The following is an 18,650-nucleotide window of genomic DNA, read 5'->3' as shown; positions in this document are numbered from 1 at the left end:
TATCATATAGAAAAGATTCGACTTCGTTAATTTTACATCCCGGAATCACGGTTCGACTTGCCAGCGCCATAGCAAGCGCGGCTCGCATCTTGCGGAGGCGACATCCCGAGACGGAACGATCTTGCCAAGCCGGCCGCCTGGTTCACCGCCAGGCGCTTCCTCGGCCGATCGGCCGATATCCGGTTGAACATGGCAGGGTCCATCGCCAAACTATAAGCGAGCCGGATCAACGGGAGGATTTTCGATGTCGCATAATCTGCAGTTCTATATTGACGGCGCCTGGGTCGACCCCGTCGTCCCCAAGGTCATCGACGTGATCGATCCCTCCAACGAGGACGCCTTCGCGCAGATCTCGCTGGGCTCGAAGGCCGATGTCGACAAGGCCGTGGCCGCCGCCAAGCGCGCCTTCGCCACCTTCGGCTTCACCAAGCCGGCCGAGCGGCTCGAATTGCTGCGCAGCATCCTCGCCGTCTACAACAAGCGCGCCGACGACCTCGCCGATGCGATTTCGCGCGAGATGGGCGCGCCGCGTCCCTTCGCGCTCGACAGCCAGGTCGGCATCGGCCGCGCGCATCTCGAAAAGATCATCGAGGTTCTCGGGGACTTCCAGTTCCAGCATCCCAAGGGCACCTCGCTGGTGGTCAAGGAGCCGATCGGCGTCGTCGGCCTGATCACGCCCTGGAACTGGCCGCTCAACCAGATCACCTGCAAGGTCGGCCCGGCGCTGGCCGCCGGCTGCACCATGATCCTGAAGCCGAGCGAGATCGCACCGCTCGACGCCATCATCTTCGCGGAGATCCTCGACGAGGCCGGCGTTCCGCCGGGCGTGTTCAACCTGGTCAATGGCGACGGCCCGACCGTCGGCGAGGCGCTTTCCAGCCATCCCGACATCGACATGATGTCATTCACCGGCTCGACGCGCGCCGGCATCCTGGTGGCCAAGGCCGCAGCCGACACGGTGAAACGCGTGGCGCAGGAGCTTGGCGGCAAGTCGGCCAACATCCTGTTCCCGGACGTCGATTTCTCCGTCGCCGTGCCGAAGGGCGTCGCCAATTGCTTCGGCAATAGCGGCCAGTCCTGCAACGCGCCGACGCGAATGTTCGTGCCGCGCGAGCGCCAGGACGAGGTGATCGGCTACGCTCGGGAAGCGGCGGAAAAGTTCGTCGTCGGCCCGGCCGATGCGCCGAACACCAAGCTCGGCCCGGTGGTCAGCCAGGTGCAGTACGACAAGATCCAGAACCTGATCGAAAGCGGCATCGCCGAAGGCGCGACGCTGGTGACCGGCGGTCCCGGCCGTCCGGCCGATCTCAATCGCGGCTATTATATCCGCCCGACCATCTTTGCCGACGTGACGCCGGACATGCGCATCGCCAAGGAAGAGATCTTCGGGCCGGTGCTGTCGATCCTGCCCTATGACAGCGTCGAGGAAGCAATCGAGGAGGCCAACAACACGGTCTACGGCCTCGCCGCCTATATCCAGTCGGCCGATCTGCAGACGGCCCGTGACGCCGCCGCGAAGATGCGGGCCGGCGCCGTCCACATCAACTATCCGGCCTGGGATTCGGGCATTCCGTTCGGCGGCTACAAGCAGTCCGGCAATGGCCGCGAATATGCCGAATACGGCCTCGAGGACTTCTTGGAGACCAAGGGCATCCTCGGCTACGAGGCGGCTTAAGCAAAAGGGGGAGCCGATCGCATCGGCTCCCCCTTTTCCGCTAAAGATCGGTCCGCTCTACCCGCTGCTGGCGGCCAGCGAAATCAGGGTTAGCCCGCTTTCCGGATCCTCGCGCTTGCGCAGATGGGCGGGCGATTCCGTCAGGATGATCTCGAGAGTCGGGCGCACGACGCCGCTCTTCAGATGCCCCGCGAGGGCGGATCCGTCGGCGCGTCCCAGCACCGCATGCAGATGCAGGGCGGGCTTTCCATCCGGCCCAAGCGCGACGTCGCCGATCAGCGAGGCAACCTCGACCTGCTCCTTCACGGGGATGGTCGAATATTCCTTGGTCTGCCAGTCGAGAAAAGCGAGTTCCGCGCGTTCGAACGCGCCGATTGCCTTCAGACTGGCGGCGGAAAGACCGGCTTCCACGGCGAAGGCCTGGAGGCAGGCCATCACCTCGTCGCCCGCCGAAAGGATCACGGCGTAGGTTTTCTGGCCGTCCGCCTCATGGATCAGTTTGCTTTGCAAGCTCGCCTCCTTTTCCGGCTTAGCACACGCCCCGTTCGGCCAACGCCAGCGGGCCAGGGAACGTTGCCGCGCTGAAGATCGCGCGGCGGGGCGCGGAACCCTGCCCCGCGCTCTCCGTTGCCTCCCATAACCCTCGCGAAGGAGGCCATCATGTCCAATATGCCGCTGGTACCGCCGATTCTCCCGTTGGTGGAAGACGAAGCGAACAAGCCCGAGCCGGGCAGCGAAGCCGAGGCGCGCGAAAAAGCCGAGCGGATCGACCGCCTCGAAAAGGGCGAAGGGACCGTCGGGGACGACCCGTTGGGCGAGCCCGTCGCCGATACGGTACGCCGTGAGATCGAGGAAGCCGAGCGCCTCCAGCGGAACGAACGCGACTCGTAGACAGGGTTGGGCATTGATTCAGAGGCCTGCCTTACCGAGGGAGGGCGGGCTTTAATTGTCCTGATACAACCCCGCGCGCATCCAATCCTCGGATACGCTCGTAAAACCTCTCGGACGACGCTTATGATGTACCGTTGGACGCCTGCCCACCGGCCCATCACGACGACCGAACGGCAAGGTTCAGACTGAATGAATGTATATCCGATTGGAACCATGGATCTCGAAGAGCGCCGGCTCGCGGCGCTCGCGAGCTATGACGTTCTGGATACGCCGCGCGAACGCGAATTCGACGAAATCGCACGCCTGGCATCGGATATCTGCGAAACCCCGATTGCCGTGGTCAACCTGATCGGCACGTCGCGCCAGTTCTTCAAGGCCGAGGTCGGCCTCGGCGTCCGGGAGACGCCTTTCGAGAGTTCCTTCTGCGCCCGGGCCATTCTGGAGGACGACTTCCTGCTCGTCCCCGACGCGACCAAGGACAAGCGCTTCGACTGCAACCCACTGGTCACGGGCGAGCCGCATCTGCGCTTCTATGCCGGTGCGCTGCTGAAGACATCCGACGGCCTGCCAATCGGAACTGTCTGCGTTCTCGGCTACGAGCCGAAGACGCTTACCGAACTGCAACAGCGCACCTTGCGGGTGCTCGCCGGCCAGGTCATGGCCCAGCTGGAGCTCCGCAAGATCCTGCGCACGCAGGCGCGCGAGCTCGCAATCGAACGCCGACTGAGCGCCCGCCGCCAGGCCCAGGCTTCCAAGCTCGGCCGGGTCAGCGACGAGGCGCGGCTGGAGGAAGAACGCTACCGGGCGGCGCATGGCGCCGGGCGCGTCGGCGTGTTCGAGATCGATGTGCCGACCGGGCAGATGACGGTCTCCGAAGAATTCTGCCGCATTTTCGGCGTGCCCGTGCGCCGGCACTATCCGGCCTCGACCTTCGAGAACATCGTGCTGCCGGAAGACCGGCGGGCGATTTCCAGCGACGATAGCCGGCGCGAGGGCACTGCCGAGCTGGATGTCGAATATCGCATCCGCCGCGAGAACGATCAGAGCCTTCGCTGGATATCGCGGCGCGCCCGCTTCACCGTTGGCGAGACCGGCGTCGACCGCATGATCGGCATCATTCTCGACATCACCGAGAGCAAGCAGAAGGACGTGCGGACCCAGGCGCTGCTCTCGCTCGGCGACCGGCTTCGCGTTGCCCAATCGACGCAGGAGGCGGTGCGCATCGCCGCCGAGACCCTCGGCGAAGGCCTCGGCGTGAACCGCGCCGGCTATTCGACGATCGACCTGCCCGCCAATGCCTTCGTCATCGAGTTCAACTGGCTCGAGCCCGGGGCAAGCTCAATGGAAGGGCGCCACCCGCTCACCGCGTTCCAGTCCACCATCTCCCGGCTGGAAAACGGCGAGACCCTGGCGGTCCCGAACATTCCGGCGGCGCCCTGGCTGGGCGAGGACGCCCTTTCCTATGAGGCGGAGGGCATCCGGTCCTTCATCAAGGTCCCCATACTCGAAGCGGGCACGCTGATCGGCATTCTGTTCGCGCATGACGATACGCCGCGTTTCTGGACCAATGACGAGATGGCGTTCGCCTGGGGCGTCGCGGACCGCACCTATGCGGCGCTCGGCAAGCTCAGGGCGGAAGCGCAGCAGCGGCTGCTGAATGAGGAGTTGAGCCACCGGCTGAAGAATACGCTGGCCATGGTGCAGGCCATCGCCGGGCAGACGCTGAAGAACGTTACCGAGCAGGTGGCAGTGAAGGCATTCACCAGCCGCCTCCAATCGCTGAGCGCAGCCCATGACGTGCTGCTGCAGCAATCCTGGACCGCCGCCGACATGCGCGAAATCGTGCAGGCGGTGCTTCGTCCGCATGCCGAGCCGGAACGCTTCTCCATCTCGGGTCCCGAGCTCAAGATCGGGCCGAAGGCGGGCCTGTCGATCTCGCTCATCTTGCATGAGCTCGCGACCAACGCGCTCAAATATGGCTCGCTTTCCAACAGCGAGGGCCATGTCGACATCTCCTGGGAAATCCAGGGCGAGGCAGGCGACAGCCGGCTTGTCTTCACCTGGGCCGAAAGGCTTGGCCCGCCCGTCACCGAGCCGTTGCGCAAGGGTTTTGGTTCCCGGTTGATCCGCATGGGAATTATCGGAACCGCCGACGTGGATAAAAGTTACTTTCCCACGGGTCTCGTAGCAGTCTTCCGTGCCCCGCTGGGGTTGGTCCGGGAAGTCGGATAGAAAGAGCAGACGTGGCATCAGCGCAAAAACCAGTCGCCGCCGTTCTTGTCGTCGAGGACGAGCCCCTGATCCGCATGTCCGCGGTCGACCTTGTCGAGGAAGCGGGCTTCAAGGCCGTCGAAGCCGATAATGCGGACGAGGCCCTGGCTATCCTTCAGAGCGGCGAGCCCATCCATGGCGTCTTCACCGATATCGACATGCCGGGCTCGATCGATGGCGTGGGATTGGCCAATGTGGTCCGCAAACAATGGCCGGGGATCGTGATCCTTGTCGCGTCGGGCAAGCGGCGCGTTTCCGAGGTTCAACTGCCGGATGGGGCTCACTACTTCCCCAAGCCCTATGACGCGAAATCGATCATCCGGACTTTGGAAGATCGCTTGCCGGACTAGCGCATCCGGCCGAGGTAACGCGAGTGCGCCCGACGTCGCAGAAGGCGGGCGCGTACGGCGCGACCGACGCTATCTGGCCAAGAACGCTGGCTGCGAGGAGTCCGGTTTTCCTTGTAAACACCAGGAAACCCGAACTCGGCACATCCGGAACACTTCCTCCGAAGCCAATTTAAACCATAGTATTGTAAACTTATCGACGAGCCTATCGCACAGGTCAATTCGTCGTGAGCCTTGTACTTACACGCTGAACGCGAGTTCAATTCGCACTACTGTTGCCGTGGACGGGGATTTCAGAGGGATACCCGACCATGAAACGTTATCTTCTGATAGCCATTGCAGCTCTGTGTGTCGGATTCGCTGGCCAGGCCACGGCCAAGGAAGTCGACATGTCCAAGCTCACCTGCAAAGAGGTTGGCGCCATGCCACCGGCCAGGATTGCGGGCGTCGCCATGTGGATGAGCGGCTATGTCCATGGCAAGGCCGGCAACACCATGGTGGACAGCGAGGCCGCTCACGCCAATGCCGAGAAGATCGCCGCCTATTGCAAGAGCAATGCGAGCGCCACGCTGACGAGCGCCGTGGAAGCCGTCTTCAAGAAATAGACGAGATGTCCAAGGGAGCGGCCCCTCGCGGCGCTCCGGGTCATGCGCGCCGAGCGCCAAACTCGGTACGAAAAAGGCGCCCTTCCGGGCGCCTTTTTTGTCTTCGACCACTTTCCGCTACCGCGACGGTCCCCCGCCACCGCAGGCTGGGCCAAGCCCAGCTAGATCTGGCGCCTCAAGGCAATCAGCAACTTGCCCTGTTCGGTGGGACGCCAGATTCCGGCAACCCGCTCGATCAGGCCGCGGACCCTTAAAAAATCGAGGTCGGACTCCAAGTTTTCGAGGTCCAATACGCCGAGTTCGATAGCGTTCATGAGTATCCACTGCGGAACCGTCAACGGCGCGCTATCGTGTTCGGACATCGATTTTTCCTCCGTTGTGCGGTCCAACGCCCGACGTCGGAAATTCGTTCACCACCCCGTTCGAATTACTCGCCTGGCGCGAGTGCCGATGCAAAAGCTCCGTTTGCTGCGGCGGCTGCGGCAAAATAGGCTTTTGGGCATATTATACGGGTGCCCATGAAACCGACCGTGACCCTGGCGCGTATCCATCCCCTAGCGGCATCGGGATCGATCGGGGTGGACGTGAGAATGCAGGATTCGGACACGGACAAGGGCCCCGCCATGGAAGCGGCCGAGCGACGCTTGGAAAAATCCATCAAGAAGGGGGCAGCCGCCCTGCGTCGTTCCGCCGATGCACTGAAGAAGATCGACGATCTGCTCAAATCACGGAAGAAGACCCGACCGGGCTCCTGAACGGGTGCTCGAGTTGGCCACCGCGAGGGTCCCTCCCTTGTTCTGCTGCTAGTCGCATATGCTGAGCGTCAGCACGCCGGCGAAGGTGAAGAACGTCGCGACCAGGGCGGCGAGGCTGGCCTGGAGCGCGAGGATGGCCAGGAAGTGCTCCGACGCCTTGCCGCCGCCTCGTCGCCGGGCAAGCAGCGCGGCGACGACACCGGCGCAGGCGGCGAGACTGACGATGAACACCGCGACGAGTTGCAGGCGCAGCAGGCTGAACGATCCCACCACAACGATCTCGTTCCACCCGTAGGCGCACCCGACCGAGAGGAGCGCATAGAGCGCCAGGAAGCCGACGGCCCAGATGGAAAACCCTGCTACGAGGAAGAATGGCTGGCCGAGGAAGGATGTGCGGCTCATCGGGCTCTCCTAGGGGGCGGACCCGATCCACGCAAACAGAAGCGCGATCGTGACGACGACGGCCGAAGCGCCGTGCCACATCGCGCCAATGCGCAGATCGACGCTGCGGGCCGGGGAAAGAAGCCCGCTTCTTTCCCGCCAGAGGCCAAAGGCAGCAAAGATCATTCCGAGCGCCGCGTGGAGGGCTGCGAAGGCGAGCAGGGCGAAGATCGTCGCGCGATTGGCATGAACGGTCGGATCGCCCAGCGCCACTATCATCGCGACCAGGAGCGCCATCGCCGCCAGATGGGCTCCCGCGCAGGCGACGAGCGCCACGGCGAGCGGACGGCCGGACAGGAGACGCCGCACGGCGTGACGACCCGCCAGGGCGGCCAGCCCGGCCGCGGCAATCGCCGGCAGGGCTAGGCGAAGATCCAGCACGGGACCCTGCGAGGCCGGCCAATCCGGCGACACCACCCGCAGGAACAGCACGCCGAACAGCAGCGAGGCGAAGAAGACCCCATCCGCCGTCAGCGTGAAGCTCATCGCCCACCAGGACGGGGGCCGCTCGACCTGCCAATGCGGCGGAGCGGTCTTTCCCGGCGCAATCGGGAGATCCTCGAGATCCCGCCGGCTGCCGGAGCTGACCGTCCAGGCGAGGAAAAGCCCGAGCACGACCAGGAGCGGCACGATCGACAGCGCATAGGCCTTGAACAGCAGGCACAGCACGAAGGCCCCGGTCGCCAGCGCGGTGAAGAGCGGCAGATAGGTCGGCCTGGGGAGGATGACCACTTCGCGCGGCTCGCCGGAGGCGATATCGACGCCGAGCGTCTCCATCCATCCGTTTCGCGCGGCGCCGAGATAGCCGCGGCCAGCGGCGAGCTCAGGCCCGATCCGATCCGGATCGAGACGATCCGCCCGGTCCGAAATGACCGGCAGCGAGGCGAAGGCATAAGAGGGCGGCGGCGTGGGCGTTGCCCATTCCAGGGTCCGCGCGCGCCACGGATTGCGCCGGAACCGCTCGCCGAAGCGGAGCTGAAGGACGATGTCGACGGCGAAGAGCGCGAAGCCCGCTGCCATCACGAAGCTTCCGACCGAGGAAATCAGGTTGAAGATGTCCCAGCCGGCAGCCTCGGGATAGGTCCAGACGCGGCGGGGCATCCCCAGGAGCCCGGTCAGGTGCATGATGAAGAAGGTCAGGTTGAAGCCGCCGAACAGCAGCCAGAAAGCCGGGACGGACACGGAATGCCGCGCCATGCGGCCCGTGATGTGGGGCAGCCAGTAATAGGTGGCGGCGAGCAGCGGAAAGACGAAGCCGCCGACGAGCACGTAATGGAGATGGGCCACGACGAAATGCGTGTCATGAGCCTGGAAGTTGAACGGCACCATGGCCAGCATGACACCGGTCAGCCCGCCCAGGATGAACACGACGAAGGCGCCGCCGAGATAGAGCATCGGCACGTCGAAGCGGGGCCGGCCTTGGGCGATCGTCGCGATCCAGGAGAAGAGCTGGACCGCCGTCGGGATCGCGACCAGCCCGCTCGCGGCCGAGAAGAAGGCGAGCGCGAGATGCGGGATGCCGACGGTGAACATGTGATGCACCCAGAGCCCGAAGGAGAGGAAGCCCACGGCCATCACCGCCAGAATGACGCTGCGATATCCGACGAGCTCGTGCCGGGCAAAGGTCGGGATCATCATCGACACGGCTCCGGCCGCCGGCAGGAAGATGATGTAGACCTCGGGGTGTCCGAACAGCCAGAAGAGGTGCTGCCAAAGCAGGGAGTCGCCGCCGCGCGTCGGATCGAAGAACGGCAGGTCGAACGCCCGCTCCAGCTCGAGAAGGATGGAGCCCAGGATGAGCGGCGGAAAGCCGAACAGCATCATGAAGGCGGTGACCAGCAGGTACCAGGCCATGATCGGCATCCGCTCGATCGACATGCCCGGCGCCCGCAGGCGCAGGATGCTGACGATGATCTCGATCGCCGCCGACAGCGCCGAGATCTCCACGAAGGTGATGCCGAGCAGCCAGATATCCGCGTTGATGCCCGGCGAATAGGGCTGCGAGTTGAGCGGCGTGTACAGGAACCAGCCGCCATTGGGCGCCACGCCCGCCAGCAGCGCCACGATCAGGATCGAGCCGCCGAACAGATAGCACCAGTAGCCATAGGCGGTGAGGCGCGGAAAGGCCATGTCGCGCGCACCCAGCATCTTCGGCAGCAGGTAGATCGCGAACCCCTCGAACATCGGGATCGCGAACAGGAACATCATGATGGTCCCGTGCATGGTGAAGATCTGGTTGTAGATCGGCGCGCCGATGAAGGCGCTGCCGGAGGTCGCCAGCTGCGCGCGGATCAGCATGCCCAGCAATCCGCCGATCAGGAAGAACACGAAGGCGGTCAGCATGAAGCGCTTTCCGATCGTGGTGTGGTTCACCGCGGCCAATCGCCCCCAGCCCGGCGGCGCATCCCAGATGGCGCTGAGCTCCTTGTGCAGCCTGATGCTGCTCCGGGCCCGGGTGTTGCCTTCGTCCATGCTTCCTCTCTGTCCAACGCCGGAGGCAACGGGTCGACGATCCCTCATCAAAGGTCGTTCCGCCCAAGCTGCTGCAGCTGATTCATGAACGCGGGCTCTTCGTGCGCCTCGACGGAAAAGTGCATCTCCGCATGCCGCTCGCCGCAGAATTCGGCACAGATCCCGCCAAAGCGGCCCGGCACATCGGCGTGCAGGCGGATCCGGTTCCGATGCCCCGGAATGGCGTCGATCTTGCCGCCGAGACGGGGTACCCAGAGGCTGTGAATGACATCCTCGGTCGTGACGACGAGATCGACGTCTTCGCCGGCCGGCAGGTGCAGAATGTCGAGCGAGGTCGAACCGCCGGGATAGCGGAATTCCCACTGCCACTGGCGGGCGACGGCTTCGATCTGGATCCTGGCCGGCGCGTCCCGGCGGACCAGAAGCCGCTCGCCCAGCGCGAAGGCCGAGCCGACCAGCGCCACCAGGATCGCCGATGGCAGCACCAGTCCACCCCACAGGATCAGCGTCCGCGACCGGCGCTGTCCGAGCCACGCGGGGCGCCACCAGGCGACGGCAAGGGCCATCGTCGTCGCCGCGAAGATCGCGAAGCCGGCGAACAGCATGATCCACCAGAGCATCGCGATCGCGCTGGCGGAAGGTCCGGCCGGGGACAGCGCCGAAAGGTTGCCTGCGCAGCCGCTCAGGGCGAAAGCGGAGAGCAGCGCCACACTGCGCGGGATCCGACGAAGATGCGGCAGGCCCGGGAACCGGACGGCGGGTCTGGGACTTTGTCTCCGACAAGGAGACAACCGATGAGCGAGACCGCGAATATCGAAAACCCGGTGATCGAGGCGGTGGCCGACAAGAGCGTCACTTCTGCCGTCGCGGTGGCGGGCCACCCGATTCATGCCATGAGCGTGCATTTCCCGATCGCCTTCGTCATGGCGACGCTGGGCACCGATCTTCTCTACTGGCTCACGGCCGACGTCTTCTGGATGCGCGCCGGCCTCTGGGCCTCGGGCATCGCCTTCTTCGGCGGCGTCTTCGCCGGCCTGATCGGATCGGCGGAGCTTCTGCTCGTGCCCGGAATCCGGGGACGGGTCGCCAGTTGGACCCATGCGATCGCCGCCATGATGCTGATCGCGATTTGCGGCATGAACTGGGGGCTGCGGCTCGATTCCGACTACAACGTCCTGCCCAACGGACTCATGATCTCGCTTCTGGCGGCGGTGTTCACCGGCGTGGCTGGTTGGCATGGCGGCAAGCTCGTTTTCGATCATGGCGTGGGTCTCATGATCTCGGAAAAGGAATGAAGTCGGCCAGCAGGTCCCCCAGCGCGCCCGGCCGGCTCATGGCCGCGGGCAGCAGGTCCGGGATATCCGGCTTCGCCAGCACCACAACGAGGATGAGCAGCACGATGGCGAGGTTCGCAGTCGTTGCGGCGGACATGCGCCAGCCCGCGTAGGTCTTGTCCGGATCGAACAGCCGGATGATGACGAGGCCGGCCAGGACATGCATCGCGACCAGGAGGCCCACCAGCCCAAGCTTCACGCCGAACCAGGGCGCATAGGTCGCGCGCAGGAAGATCAGGCCTGTACCGCTGGCGACCGCCAGGAAGGCGGCGGGCGACATCACCACGACATAGAGCCGGCGCACCAGCCGATGCAGGCGGTTCAGGTCCGGCTCGTCCCGCACGCTGTTGCGGCGCAGGAACAGGAGCGGCAGGCCGAGCATGCCGGCGCACCAGACCGAAATGGCCGCGATGTGCACCAGCTTCAGCCAAACCACGCTCCGGCCCTCCTTGTCGAGGCGGGCTCGGCCAGCGAAAGCGACACGCGGTAGAGCGCGGCGGCAAGGTATGGCAGGGCCGCCGGAACCCACATGATCAGGCCGGCCAGTTGCTGGTCGTCCAGTGGGCTCATCCCGAAGACCTGGGTGGTGCCGAAATGCGCGGCGTAGAGCGGCGTGCCGGCAAAAACCAGCAGGGCGCCCAGCATTCCCATCTGCACGATCGTGCCAAGGAGAACGAAGAGAACGGTCCCGGTAGGCTGCCGGCGGTCGAGCACGGCCCGCCAAAGCAGATAGCCGCTGCCGAGCAGGGAAAGCTGCATCAGCCAGTAGAGCGGCGCGCTCACAATGGCGCGCTCATAGACGGCAGGCACGTGCCAGAACCAGAGGATGCCCGCCTGCAGCACGGCGATCCATCCGAGCGGCAGCAGCGTTCGGGCTGGCCCAGGCCCGCGATAGGCCATGGCCAGGAGCGGCGCGACGATCGCGATCAGCAGGACGTGGTGCAGCGCGCGTCCGGCAAACAACGCACTGGTCAGCGCGCAGAGCGGCGAGAGGAACAAGAGCGCCAGAAGGCCGATCCCGAGCGAGAAGACGGCCGGACGGCCGCCTCCCGTCCGGAAATGCAGGGCGACCAGTACGATGCAGAGCCCGATCGCAACAGGATCGTACTGCCACGCCCAGGCGAGGGTCTGCGGCGTTGGCGGTGGCCCGCAATAGACCTGGTCCATCATCCTCACCCGATTGCCGCGGAGCGCGCCGCGCTGGAAACCGCGCCGACTACTCGATGACGCCGCATGCCAGCCTGTCTCCGGCGCCGCCGGAAGGTTGCGTCGCGTAGTCGTCCGCCTTGGCGTGGACCATCAGGGCGCGGCCCTTGATCCCCGTTGCGGCGTCGTCCAGCGTCACGGCAGCGTTCAGGACCTGTGCGCGCAAGGTCCCGTCGGACCCGACATACTGGTTGGGCATGTCGCCGGCATGGGCGCCTTCGGCGACCTTGAAGCCGTGCTTCTTGTCGCCCGGGTTGAAGTGCCCGCCGGCCGATTCATGCTTGGTCGCAGGATCGCAGCTTCCCGTCTCGTGCACGTGGAAAGCGACCCAGCTCCCCGCCGGCAGCCCCGCGACCTCGACCTCGATCAGCACGCCCGCCGGTGTCGAGGAGAGCGACGCGGTGCCATTGGCGGCACCGTCCGCGCCGACAAAGCTCGCCTTGGCCGCCTGCTCCGCCTGCGCGACTACCGGCGCGGTCATGGCGAATGCCGCCAGCACGCCGAATGTGAGGAATGTCTTCATGGCTACCTCCCTGTTGGTTTGCAGGAGAGGATCCTCCCGCAACAGCGTTTCGTTCCGGCGCGGATTGAGCGCCTTGCGAATGGCCGCGCCTTCCCGCTCCGAAATCGCCGAAGCCAAATTTGCGAAGCTGGATATCGGTCGCCATAGGGCGAGGACCCGGCTCCGCCTGGAAGCGATGGCGACATACGCATCGAGACAATCGTCACTGCGGACGGTCCGACGGCGTGACGCCTAGAAAGCTCCGTCGAGAGACCCGCCCCTGCCATACCTTTTTCTCCCCTGAAGAAACATCAATGCGGAGCGGGTGCATGTGTTCCAAAAAATATGTCGAACTGCATGCGTCTTGCCGGATCGCCAACTCCTGTGATTATTCGAAGCGCCAGGTCGCAATGATGTGGGGGATTTATTATGCTTCTGCAGAAGTATTTTACTTCGTATTCTCTCGAATTGCTTGAAGGAATGACCGAATTGGCATGTAGTCGACCAATGACAATGACGAAGCTGAAATGTCCGGCATCTCTTCTGTCGCGCTTCTCGTTTGCCCAAGCGAGTTGAGAAGCTCGCAAAGCTCGACGAGCAGAGACGGCGCACCAGGCTCCTGACCAACAAACCAGCAGCCAAGAGAAACCGCTCAGGAGCCGCCATCGGGCCATCCGCTCCGTATCGCAACTGGCAGGGAAAGAGCAGGTGTCGTATGGTAAGGTTGTGGACGAGACGGGTTCAACCTGTCGTTCAGCCGATGGCGGAATTCTGGATCTTGGAAGACGAGAACTGGAACCGTCTGGGTCGGGAGCGTGAGGCTCTATCAGCGCGGCCCGAGGCAATAGAAGGGCTCAGCGCCTGCTCGCTAGCGAAGGGGTCTACACCACATGACCTTACCAACTCTGGCCTGGATAGCCGTGGCAGCCTACGCCGTTCACATGATGGAGGAATTCTCTTTCAACTGGCGGGATTGGGCCCGCGCCGTCATCAAGCTTCCCGTGGAATGGGGCGATTTCTACGTCACCAACGCGGTGGTTATCGTATTGGGAATTGCCCAGGCCTTCCTGGCCCCCACTCTGGCCGTCGCGCCGCTCGGCTTCGCGTCCCTGATGGCCATGAACGCCATCTTCTTTCATATCCTGCCCGTCATCGTGACAAAGGGGCGCTTCTCGCCAGGACTGTTCACGGCCGTCGTTCTGTTTTTGCCCGTCGCGTGGGTTGTCTGGGCAAGAGCAATCGAGGATGGGCAGGTCGATGCCAAGACGGCCACGATCGCGATCCTCGGGGCGGCGCTCCTGATGGCCTACCCGATCGTCATGCTGCACCTCCGATCCCGTCCCTACTTCCGGCAGACGTGACAACGTTTCAGCGCCTGGGCCGACATCGCATTCTATTGGCTGCGCCCGCGCCTTCGGCGGCGGCTTCCTGATCGACCACACCGCCCTGCCCCCTAGCCGAAGAGCCTCAACTCCGGCGGCATCGAATTCCACGGTCTTCTCGCTGGCCTGTTCATGGACGAGGCCGATAGATCCCGCCGCGCCCGACGCCGACCTGACAGGCTGAAAGCGATCGGCTACACAGATTGTTCAGGACAATTTCGTCAACCAGGACACGCATATGAAGCTTATGGCGAAGCCGATCAGTGGACTGCTCGCAACGGCTTTGGCGGCGCTCGGTTTAGCCGCGCCGGCACAAGCCCAGACTGCGGCGCCCACGGCCGCCGTCTTCGAGAATGTCCGGGTGTTTGACGGCGCCGGACTGACCGCCCCGATGAATGTGCTCGTCGAGGGCAATCGGATCGCCACGATTTCGGCGGAGCCCATCCAGGCCTCGGACACGGCGACCCGCATTGCGGGCGAAGGCCGGACGCTCATGCCCGGGCTGATCGATGCTCACTGGCATACCTTCATGGTACGGCCAACCATGGCCGTGGCGTCGACGGCGCCGATGACGCTGATCACCTTGATGGCGGGGGCGGAAGCCGAAGCGACGCTGTTGCGCGGCTTCACCAGTGTTCGGGATCTTGGCAGCCCCTCCTTCGGGCTCAAGATGGCAATCGACAGGGATGTCGTCGTCGGTCCCCGCATCTGGCCGTCCGGCGCCATGATTTCGCAAAGTGGCGGCCATGGCGATTTCCGCATGCTTCACGAAGTGCCGGCCACTCCTGACAGGCTGAGCTACCCCGAACGGATGGGCATGTCGGCGATCGCCGATTCCCCGGACGAGGTGCGCAAGCGAACCCGGGAGCAATTGCTGCAGGGCGCCAGCCAGATCAAGCTGACGGTGGGCGGCGGCGTGTCGTCGCCCTACGGACCGATCGACACCGTGCAGTTGAGCGTTCCCGAAATCCGCGCGGCCGTGGAAGCGGCCTCCAGCTGGGGCACCTATGTGACGGTCCATGCCTACACGCCCGAGGCCATTCGAAATGCCATCGAAGGCGGGGCCAAGGTCATTGACCACGGCCAGCTGGCAGACGAGGCCACGGCCAAGCTTATGGCGGAAACCGGGACGTGGTGGAGCCTGCAGCCCTTCCTGGCGGACGAAATGGCCAATGCGCAACCGGACGCCGCCGGTCGTGCGCAAGCGGCGGAAGTGCGCGCGGGAACCGACAACGCCTATCGTCTGGCCAAGAAATTCGGCGTGAAGGTCGCTTTTGGCACCGACATTCTCTTCGACGGCGCGCGGGCGGCTCGGCAAGGCGCCCAGCTTCAGACGATGACACGGTGGTATACGCCGGCCGAAGTGCTCAAAATGGCGACGGCCGACAATGCGGCGTTGCTGGCCCTGTCCGACCGGCGCAATCCCTATCCCGGCAAGCTCGGCGTCGTCGAAGTCGGAGCGCTGGCTGACCTGCTCTTGGTCGATGGCGATCCAACCGCCGACATCTCGCTGCTGTCCGACCCAGCCAAGAACTTGCTGGTGATCATGAAGGACGGCAAGATCTTCAAGAATTCGCTGCCAAACTAAGCGCGGCCAACCCTCGCAACACAAGCCCGCCCGCCGCTTGCACATCCGGACTCTCGCGGACCCAAGCCAAGCCAGCCTCGTGGCTGCCCTTGCGCTCGTCGTTATGGTTGGATCGGTCTCTGCACGCGGCGACGCGACTGACTTCAAACCGGCCGCATTCCGCTCGCTTCCGGCCGATCGCATTTCACCGGTTAGACGAACCGCCCTTGCTGTTTTGCCATTCGGCGACGGAGAGCGTCTTGATGTCGAACTGCTCCTTGGTCGACGCGTAGGTATGTCCGCCCATCCGGCCGATCGCATCCATCTTGATCTGATCGATGTGAAGGCTCTGCGGGTCGACGGCATCCTCGCGCACGAAAACGCCGAGCACCTCGCCCAGGATGATCTCGCGGGCGCGGCCGAGTTCGAGCGTCATGTAGCGCCGGCATTCCAGCGCCGCCGGCGCTTCGACGATGCGCGGGCTCTTCACGTTCAGGCCGGGAACGGTCGTCAGCCCCGCCTCGGCGATTTCGTCGACCTCCGGGCCGAACTTGATGGCGCAGATCTCCATCTGCTTGACGAGTGCCTCGTCGACGATGTGGACCGTGAATTCCCCGGTGTCGCGGATGTTGCGCGACGTGTCCTTGAACCGCATGTCGTCATAATTCTCGACGCCGATGGCGACGATAGCCGGATCATGGGTGAGCACGTTGAAGAAGCTGAAGGGTCCGGCATTGCGCCGGCCGTCGCGGTCCACCGTACTGACAAAAGCGATCGGGCGGGGAATGACCGTGCCGATCAGCAGCTTGTAGCGCTGTCGCTCGGTCAGTTCGGCAAAGTCGAAATGCAAATGGCTCTGCGAATGGGCATTCATTTCTGGGGCGCCGTCCTGGGGGGCTTGGTCGTCTGTCGCGCGGTGACCGCGGCGGCGTAGTGCGACAGCACATCGCCGAGCGCAGCCGGCTTTTCGTCGTCGCCACCCAGCAGGGCACGGCGTTCGACGGCGCCGAGATGCGAATGCATGATCGCCACGGCGCCATCGGCGTCGCCGGCCCGCAAGGCGGTGATCAGGGCCGAATGCTCGTCGATGGCGCAATCGGAAGAATGCGGCCGGCCGAATACCGCGAGGATCAGCGAGCATCGCGTGATCAGTTCGCGGAGATATCGCTCCAGCAGGGCGTTGCCGCTCAACTGGGCGAGGCGGAGGTGAAACTCGCCGGCGAGATGGATCGAGACCCGCTCGTCCTGACGCGCGCGAGCCTCGTCTTCCTGGCGCAGCAGACTGTCCAGTTCGTCGGCGAAGGCAGGCTGCCAGCGCTTCGCTACCAAACGGACGGCTTCGGCCTCCAGCGCACGCCGCACCTCGAAAACATTGCGCGCCTCGGCCAGTGTCGGTTGCGCCACGGTGGCGGTACGTTTCGGGTTGGCGTCGACAAGGCCCTCGGCTTCGAGCTTCGCCAGAACGGCGCGCACCAGCGTACGGCTCATGGCGAACTGCTCGCCGATGACGTCCTCCGGCAGCTTGGTGCCCGGCTTCAGGGCCTGCTCAATGATGGCCTGCCGAAGCGCTTCGTGCGCCACTTCGATCCGCGGAGAGGGACGCGCCATGGGAAGACCTCTTGTCCTCTGATTGTCACCCATGCGTACAAGATATGGCTAAGTTAGTATACAGAAATTGCAGATTATGGCGCGAAAACAGGCATAATTTCCGCGTCAATTTGGCGCTTCGACGATCCTGTATGCCGAGGAGAAGATCTCGGAGACCGGCGGATGGCCGACGGTCCGTTCCGGATATTTCGCGATCAAGCCCTCGAACTGGCGCTGCGCTCGGGCGCTGTCCGCGGCGAAGTCGACGCCGGGAAGCGTACGATCCGCCATCACCATGCGGCCATCGATGAAGACGCTGTGCACGTCGCGGCCGCTGCCCGTCAGCATCAGCGTCTGGATCGGGTCGATGATCTGGCCGAGATCCGGATTGCCGAGGTCGAAGACCGTGATGTCGGCCCGGGCGCCGGGCGCGAGCCGTCCCAGATCCGGCCGACCCAGCGCATCGGCGCCGCCCAGCGTCGCGGCGTCGAAATAATCCTCGGAGCGGATGTTGGCGATCTCGCGGTCGAGCACGCGCGAGATCATCATGCCGACCTGCATGTTGAGGATCATGTCGGGTGGCGCCGTATCGGTCCCGAGCGCCATGCGCAGGCCCATCGCCTTGTGACTGGCGAAGCTCGCCAGGGCGTCGCCGTGCCGGGCGGCGACCAGCGGACAGTGCACGACCACCGTGCCGCGCTCGATGAGGACTTCCAGATCGTTTCCGGGTTCCGCCATGTTTCGCGAGGGGCTGACATAGGTGCCGTGCGGCAGGAGCGTGCTCGGCGTCAGGAAGTCGAGGCTGTCCAGCCACTCGACCGAGGTCTTGCCATGCAGGCGTCGCACTGTGTCGCGCTCGAAGCGGCCCTGGTTGCAATGCAGGCGCACGGGCACGCCGAGCTCGCGCCCGGCACGGGCGGTCTGCCGCAGCAATTCCGCCGTGCAGGTTTCGATGCGGTCAGGCGCCAGCATCGTGCGGATGCGCCCCTCTGCCTTGCCTTCGAAATCGCGGCAGAAGCGGATGGCGTCGGCAAGGCCTGCAAGGCCGCGCGGTTCGTGGAAATAGAGGCTGCTCGCGCCGTCGTCACCCACCACCGGATTGCCGGTTCGGTAGGCGGGACCGAGATAGATTCTTAGGCCGAGATTGTCGGCGGCCTGGGCGGCATCGGCGAATTCGGCATAGGTCTCGCCCCATTGCCGATAGTAGAGCGAAGCGATCGGCATGGCGGTGGTGATGCCGTTGCGGATCAGCCTCGAGAAGGCGTGGCGCTTCTGGAAGGCGAGTTCATCCGGCCCGTACATCTCGTACGGCCCGCGATCCATATAGCTCTGCGGCCAGGTCCGACCCTTCTGCCAATCCGGGTGGTTGTCGTAGGAGAAGACGGTGGTATCGAGATCCGACAGGGCGTCGAGATCGATGAAGCCAGGGCTGATCAGGGCGTTGCCATAGTCGATCCGGCGGGCGACTTCACCGGGGAAATCATGGCCGACGAAGATCACGGCGCCGTCCTCAAAGACGATCTCGCCGCCATGCACCAGCGTGTGCCTGCCATCCTCGTGTCCGACGATCCATTTCGACGAAAGCAGCGTTCGTCCCGAGTGATCCATTCGTGCC

General features: G+C 64.4%; 20 protein-coding genes. 9 read left to right on the top strand and 11 right to left on the bottom strand.

From position 1 onward, the window contains the following. The first annotated feature begins 244 nt into the window (after positions 1-244). Complete coding sequence (locus ABIE08_RS13225) at positions 245-1,675, top strand: aldehyde dehydrogenase family protein (RefSeq protein ID WP_354551743.1); 1,431 nt, start codon at positions 245-247, stop codon at positions 1,673-1,675. 57 nt (positions 1,676-1,732) lie between these two features. Here the strand turns inward: ABIE08_RS13225 and ABIE08_RS13220 are convergent, their stop codons facing one another. Next, complete coding sequence (locus tag ABIE08_RS13220; RefSeq protein ID WP_354551742.1) at positions 1,733-2,185, bottom strand: PPC domain-containing DNA-binding protein; 453 nt, start codon at positions 2,183-2,185, stop codon at positions 1,733-1,735. 150 nt (positions 2,186-2,335) lie between these two features. On the opposite strand from ABIE08_RS13220, the gene ABIE08_RS13215 reads away from it, so the two are divergent. The 4 genes from ABIE08_RS13215 (at position 2,336) to ABIE08_RS13200 (ending at position 5,789) form a co-directional block, all read left to right on the top strand. After that, positions 2,336-2,566 carry a hypothetical protein gene (locus ABIE08_RS13215; RefSeq protein WP_354551741.1) on the top strand — a complete coding sequence of 77 codons (231 nt, stop codon included), beginning with the start codon at positions 2,336-2,338 and terminating at the stop codon, positions 2,564-2,566. Positions 2,567-2,779: 213 nt separating this feature from the next. Further along, positions 2,780-4,798 (top strand): HWE histidine kinase domain-containing protein, encoded by a 2,019-nt coding sequence (locus ABIE08_RS13210; protein WP_354551739.1) that lies wholly within the window; start codon positions 2,780-2,782, stop codon positions 4,796-4,798. Between the two features lie 74 nt (positions 4,799-4,872). Beyond that, the gene (locus ABIE08_RS13205; RefSeq protein WP_354552779.1) at positions 4,873-5,187 is read left to right on the top strand and encodes a response regulator; all 315 of its coding nucleotides are present in this window, start codon (positions 4,873-4,875) and stop codon (positions 5,185-5,187) included. A 308-nt stretch (positions 5,188-5,495) separates the two neighbouring features. After that, positions 5,496-5,789 carry an HdeA/HdeB family chaperone gene (locus tag ABIE08_RS13200; RefSeq protein ID WP_354551738.1) on the top strand — a complete coding sequence of 98 codons (294 nt, stop codon included), beginning with the start codon at positions 5,496-5,498 and terminating at the stop codon, positions 5,787-5,789. Between the two features lie 161 nt (positions 5,790-5,950). Here the strand turns inward: ABIE08_RS13200 and ABIE08_RS13195 are convergent, their stop codons facing one another. Then, complete coding sequence (locus tag ABIE08_RS13195; protein WP_354551737.1) at positions 5,951-6,151, bottom strand: hypothetical protein; 201 nt, start codon at positions 6,149-6,151, stop codon at positions 5,951-5,953. A gap of 156 nt (positions 6,152-6,307) precedes the next feature. Here ABIE08_RS13195 and ABIE08_RS13190 point away from each other — a divergent pair, with 156 nt between their 5' ends. After that, positions 6,308-6,544, top strand: coding sequence for a hypothetical protein (locus ABIE08_RS13190; RefSeq protein WP_354551736.1), 237 nt, complete (start codon positions 6,308-6,310; stop codon positions 6,542-6,544). 48 nt (positions 6,545-6,592) lie between these two features. Here the strand turns inward: ABIE08_RS13190 and ABIE08_RS13185 are convergent, their stop codons facing one another. Genes ABIE08_RS13185 through ABIE08_RS13175 form a run of 3 tightly spaced genes read right to left on the bottom strand, consistent with a single transcriptional unit; the run spans position 6,593 to position 10,167 of the window. After that, positions 6,593-6,946 carry a hypothetical protein gene (locus tag ABIE08_RS13185; RefSeq protein WP_354551734.1) on the bottom strand — a complete coding sequence of 118 codons (354 nt, stop codon included), beginning with the start codon at positions 6,944-6,946 and terminating at the stop codon, positions 6,593-6,595. 9 nt (positions 6,947-6,955) lie between these two features. Beyond that, positions 6,956-9,457 carry a cytochrome c oxidase subunit I gene (gene ctaD / locus ABIE08_RS13180; protein ID WP_354551733.1) on the bottom strand — a complete coding sequence of 834 codons (2,502 nt, stop codon included), beginning with the start codon at positions 9,455-9,457 and terminating at the stop codon, positions 6,956-6,958. A gap of 47 nt (positions 9,458-9,504) precedes the next feature. Continuing rightward, positions 9,505-10,167 carry a cytochrome c oxidase subunit II gene (locus tag ABIE08_RS13175; protein WP_354551732.1) on the bottom strand — a complete coding sequence of 221 codons (663 nt, stop codon included), beginning with the start codon at positions 10,165-10,167 and terminating at the stop codon, positions 9,505-9,507. Positions 10,168-10,251: 84 nt separating this feature from the next. Here ABIE08_RS13175 and ABIE08_RS13170 point away from each other — a divergent pair, with 84 nt between their 5' ends. Beyond that, the gene (locus ABIE08_RS13170; protein WP_354551730.1) at positions 10,252-10,752 is read left to right on the top strand and encodes a DUF2231 domain-containing protein; all 501 of its coding nucleotides are present in this window, start codon (positions 10,252-10,254) and stop codon (positions 10,750-10,752) included. On the opposite strand, the gene ABIE08_RS13165 is transcribed toward ABIE08_RS13170, so the two are convergent. Genes ABIE08_RS13165 through ABIE08_RS13155 form a run of 3 tightly spaced genes read right to left on the bottom strand, consistent with a single transcriptional unit; the run spans position 10,730 to position 12,520 of the window. After that, positions 10,730-11,227 carry a CopD family protein gene (locus tag ABIE08_RS13165; protein ID WP_354551729.1) on the bottom strand — a complete coding sequence of 166 codons (498 nt, stop codon included), beginning with the start codon at positions 11,225-11,227 and terminating at the stop codon, positions 10,730-10,732. The two genes, ABIE08_RS13170 and ABIE08_RS13165, sit on opposite strands and share 23 nt — an antisense overlap. Next, complete coding sequence (locus ABIE08_RS13160; protein WP_354551728.1) at positions 11,215-11,958, bottom strand: cytochrome c oxidase assembly protein; 744 nt, start codon at positions 11,956-11,958, stop codon at positions 11,215-11,217. Before ABIE08_RS13160 ends, ABIE08_RS13165 begins: the two co-directional genes overlap by 13 nt. Positions 11,959-12,007: 49 nt before the next feature. After that, entirely contained in the window at positions 12,008-12,520 is a 513-nt protein-coding gene (locus tag ABIE08_RS13155; protein ID WP_354551726.1) for a superoxide dismutase family protein, read from the bottom strand. A gap of 899 nt (positions 12,521-13,419) precedes the next feature. On the opposite strand from ABIE08_RS13155, the gene ABIE08_RS13150 reads away from it, so the two are divergent. Together ABIE08_RS13150 and ABIE08_RS13145 are read left to right on the top strand one after the other, a co-directional pair. Further along, the gene (locus tag ABIE08_RS13150) at positions 13,420-13,860 is read left to right on the top strand and encodes an HXXEE domain-containing protein (protein ID WP_354551725.1); all 441 of its coding nucleotides are present in this window, start codon (positions 13,420-13,422) and stop codon (positions 13,858-13,860) included. Positions 13,861-14,119: 259 nt separating this feature from the next. Continuing rightward, the gene (locus ABIE08_RS13145; protein ID WP_354551724.1) at positions 14,120-15,469 is read left to right on the top strand and encodes a metal-dependent hydrolase family protein; all 1,350 of its coding nucleotides are present in this window, start codon (positions 14,120-14,122) and stop codon (positions 15,467-15,469) included. 184 nt (positions 15,470-15,653) lie between these two features. Here the strand turns inward: ABIE08_RS13145 and ABIE08_RS13140 are convergent, their stop codons facing one another. The 3 genes from ABIE08_RS13140 to ABIE08_RS13130 all read right to left on the bottom strand — a co-directional run bounded on the left by ABIE08_RS13140 (position 15,654) and on the right by ABIE08_RS13130 (position 18,643). Further along, positions 15,654-16,322 carry a flavin reductase family protein gene (locus ABIE08_RS13140; RefSeq protein ID WP_354551722.1) on the bottom strand — a complete coding sequence of 223 codons (669 nt, stop codon included), beginning with the start codon at positions 16,320-16,322 and terminating at the stop codon, positions 15,654-15,656. Next, complete coding sequence (locus ABIE08_RS13135; protein ID WP_354551721.1) at positions 16,319-17,056, bottom strand: GntR family transcriptional regulator; 738 nt, start codon at positions 17,054-17,056, stop codon at positions 16,319-16,321. The genes ABIE08_RS13140 and ABIE08_RS13135 overlap by 4 nt, the downstream gene beginning before the upstream one ends. A gap of 105 nt (positions 17,057-17,161) precedes the next feature. Further along, positions 17,162-18,643, bottom strand: a complete 1,482-nt coding sequence (locus tag ABIE08_RS13130) for an amidohydrolase family protein (protein WP_354551720.1) — start codon at positions 18,641-18,643, stop codon at positions 17,162-17,164. Positions 18,644-18,650 lie beyond the last annotated feature (7 nt).

Origin of the sequence: Kaistia defluvii, from assembly GCF_040548815.1 — a bacterium.
GTDB lineage: Bacteria > Pseudomonadota > Alphaproteobacteria > Rhizobiales > Kaistiaceae > Kaistia > Kaistia defluvii_A.
The sequence above is the reverse complement of the archived record's forward strand: the minus strand, read 5'-3'. Positions and strand labels throughout refer to the sequence as shown.

Bases quoted from the DNA above. Each gene is read 5' to 3' on its own strand.
- ABIE08_RS13160 (WP_354551728.1), bottom strand. From the start codon at position 11,958: ATGGACCAGGTCTATTGCGGGCCACCGCCAACGCCGCAGACCCTCGCC.
- ABIE08_RS13200 (WP_354551738.1), top strand. From the start codon at position 5,496: ATGAAACGTTATCTTCTGATAGCCATTGCAGCTCTGTGTGTCGGATTC.
- ABIE08_RS13130 (WP_354551720.1), bottom strand. From the start codon at position 18,643: ATGGATCACTCGGGACGAACGCTGCTTTCGTCGAAATGGATCGTCGGA.
- ABIE08_RS13185 (WP_354551734.1), bottom strand. From the start codon at position 6,946: ATGAGCCGCACATCCTTCCTCGGCCAGCCATTCTTCCTCGTAGCAGGG.
- ctaD (WP_354551733.1), bottom strand. From the start codon at position 9,457: ATGGACGAAGGCAACACCCGGGCCCGGAGCAGCATCAGGCTGCACAAG.
- ABIE08_RS13215 (WP_354551741.1), top strand. From the start codon at position 2,336: ATGTCCAATATGCCGCTGGTACCGCCGATTCTCCCGTTGGTGGAAGAC.
- ABIE08_RS13155 (WP_354551726.1), bottom strand. From the start codon at position 12,520: ATGAAGACATTCCTCACATTCGGCGTGCTGGCGGCATTCGCCATGACC.
- ABIE08_RS13205 (WP_354552779.1), top strand. From the start codon at position 4,873: ATGTCCGCGGTCGACCTTGTCGAGGAAGCGGGCTTCAAGGCCGTCGAA.
- ABIE08_RS13145 (WP_354551724.1), top strand. From the start codon at position 14,120: ATGAAGCTTATGGCGAAGCCGATCAGTGGACTGCTCGCAACGGCTTTG.
- ABIE08_RS13210 (WP_354551739.1), top strand. From the start codon at position 2,780: ATGGATCTCGAAGAGCGCCGGCTCGCGGCGCTCGCGAGCTATGACGTT.
- ABIE08_RS13170 (WP_354551730.1), top strand. From the start codon at position 10,252: ATGAGCGAGACCGCGAATATCGAAAACCCGGTGATCGAGGCGGTGGCC.
- ABIE08_RS13135 (WP_354551721.1), bottom strand. From the start codon at position 17,056: ATGGCGCGTCCCTCTCCGCGGATCGAAGTGGCGCACGAAGCGCTTCGG.
- ABIE08_RS13225 (WP_354551743.1), top strand. From the start codon at position 245: ATGTCGCATAATCTGCAGTTCTATATTGACGGCGCCTGGGTCGACCCC.
- ABIE08_RS13140 (WP_354551722.1), bottom strand. From the start codon at position 16,322: ATGAATGCCCATTCGCAGAGCCATTTGCATTTCGACTTTGCCGAACTG.
- ABIE08_RS13195 (WP_354551737.1), bottom strand. From the start codon at position 6,151: ATGTCCGAACACGATAGCGCGCCGTTGACGGTTCCGCAGTGGATACTC.
- ABIE08_RS13190 (WP_354551736.1), top strand. From the start codon at position 6,308: ATGAAACCGACCGTGACCCTGGCGCGTATCCATCCCCTAGCGGCATCG.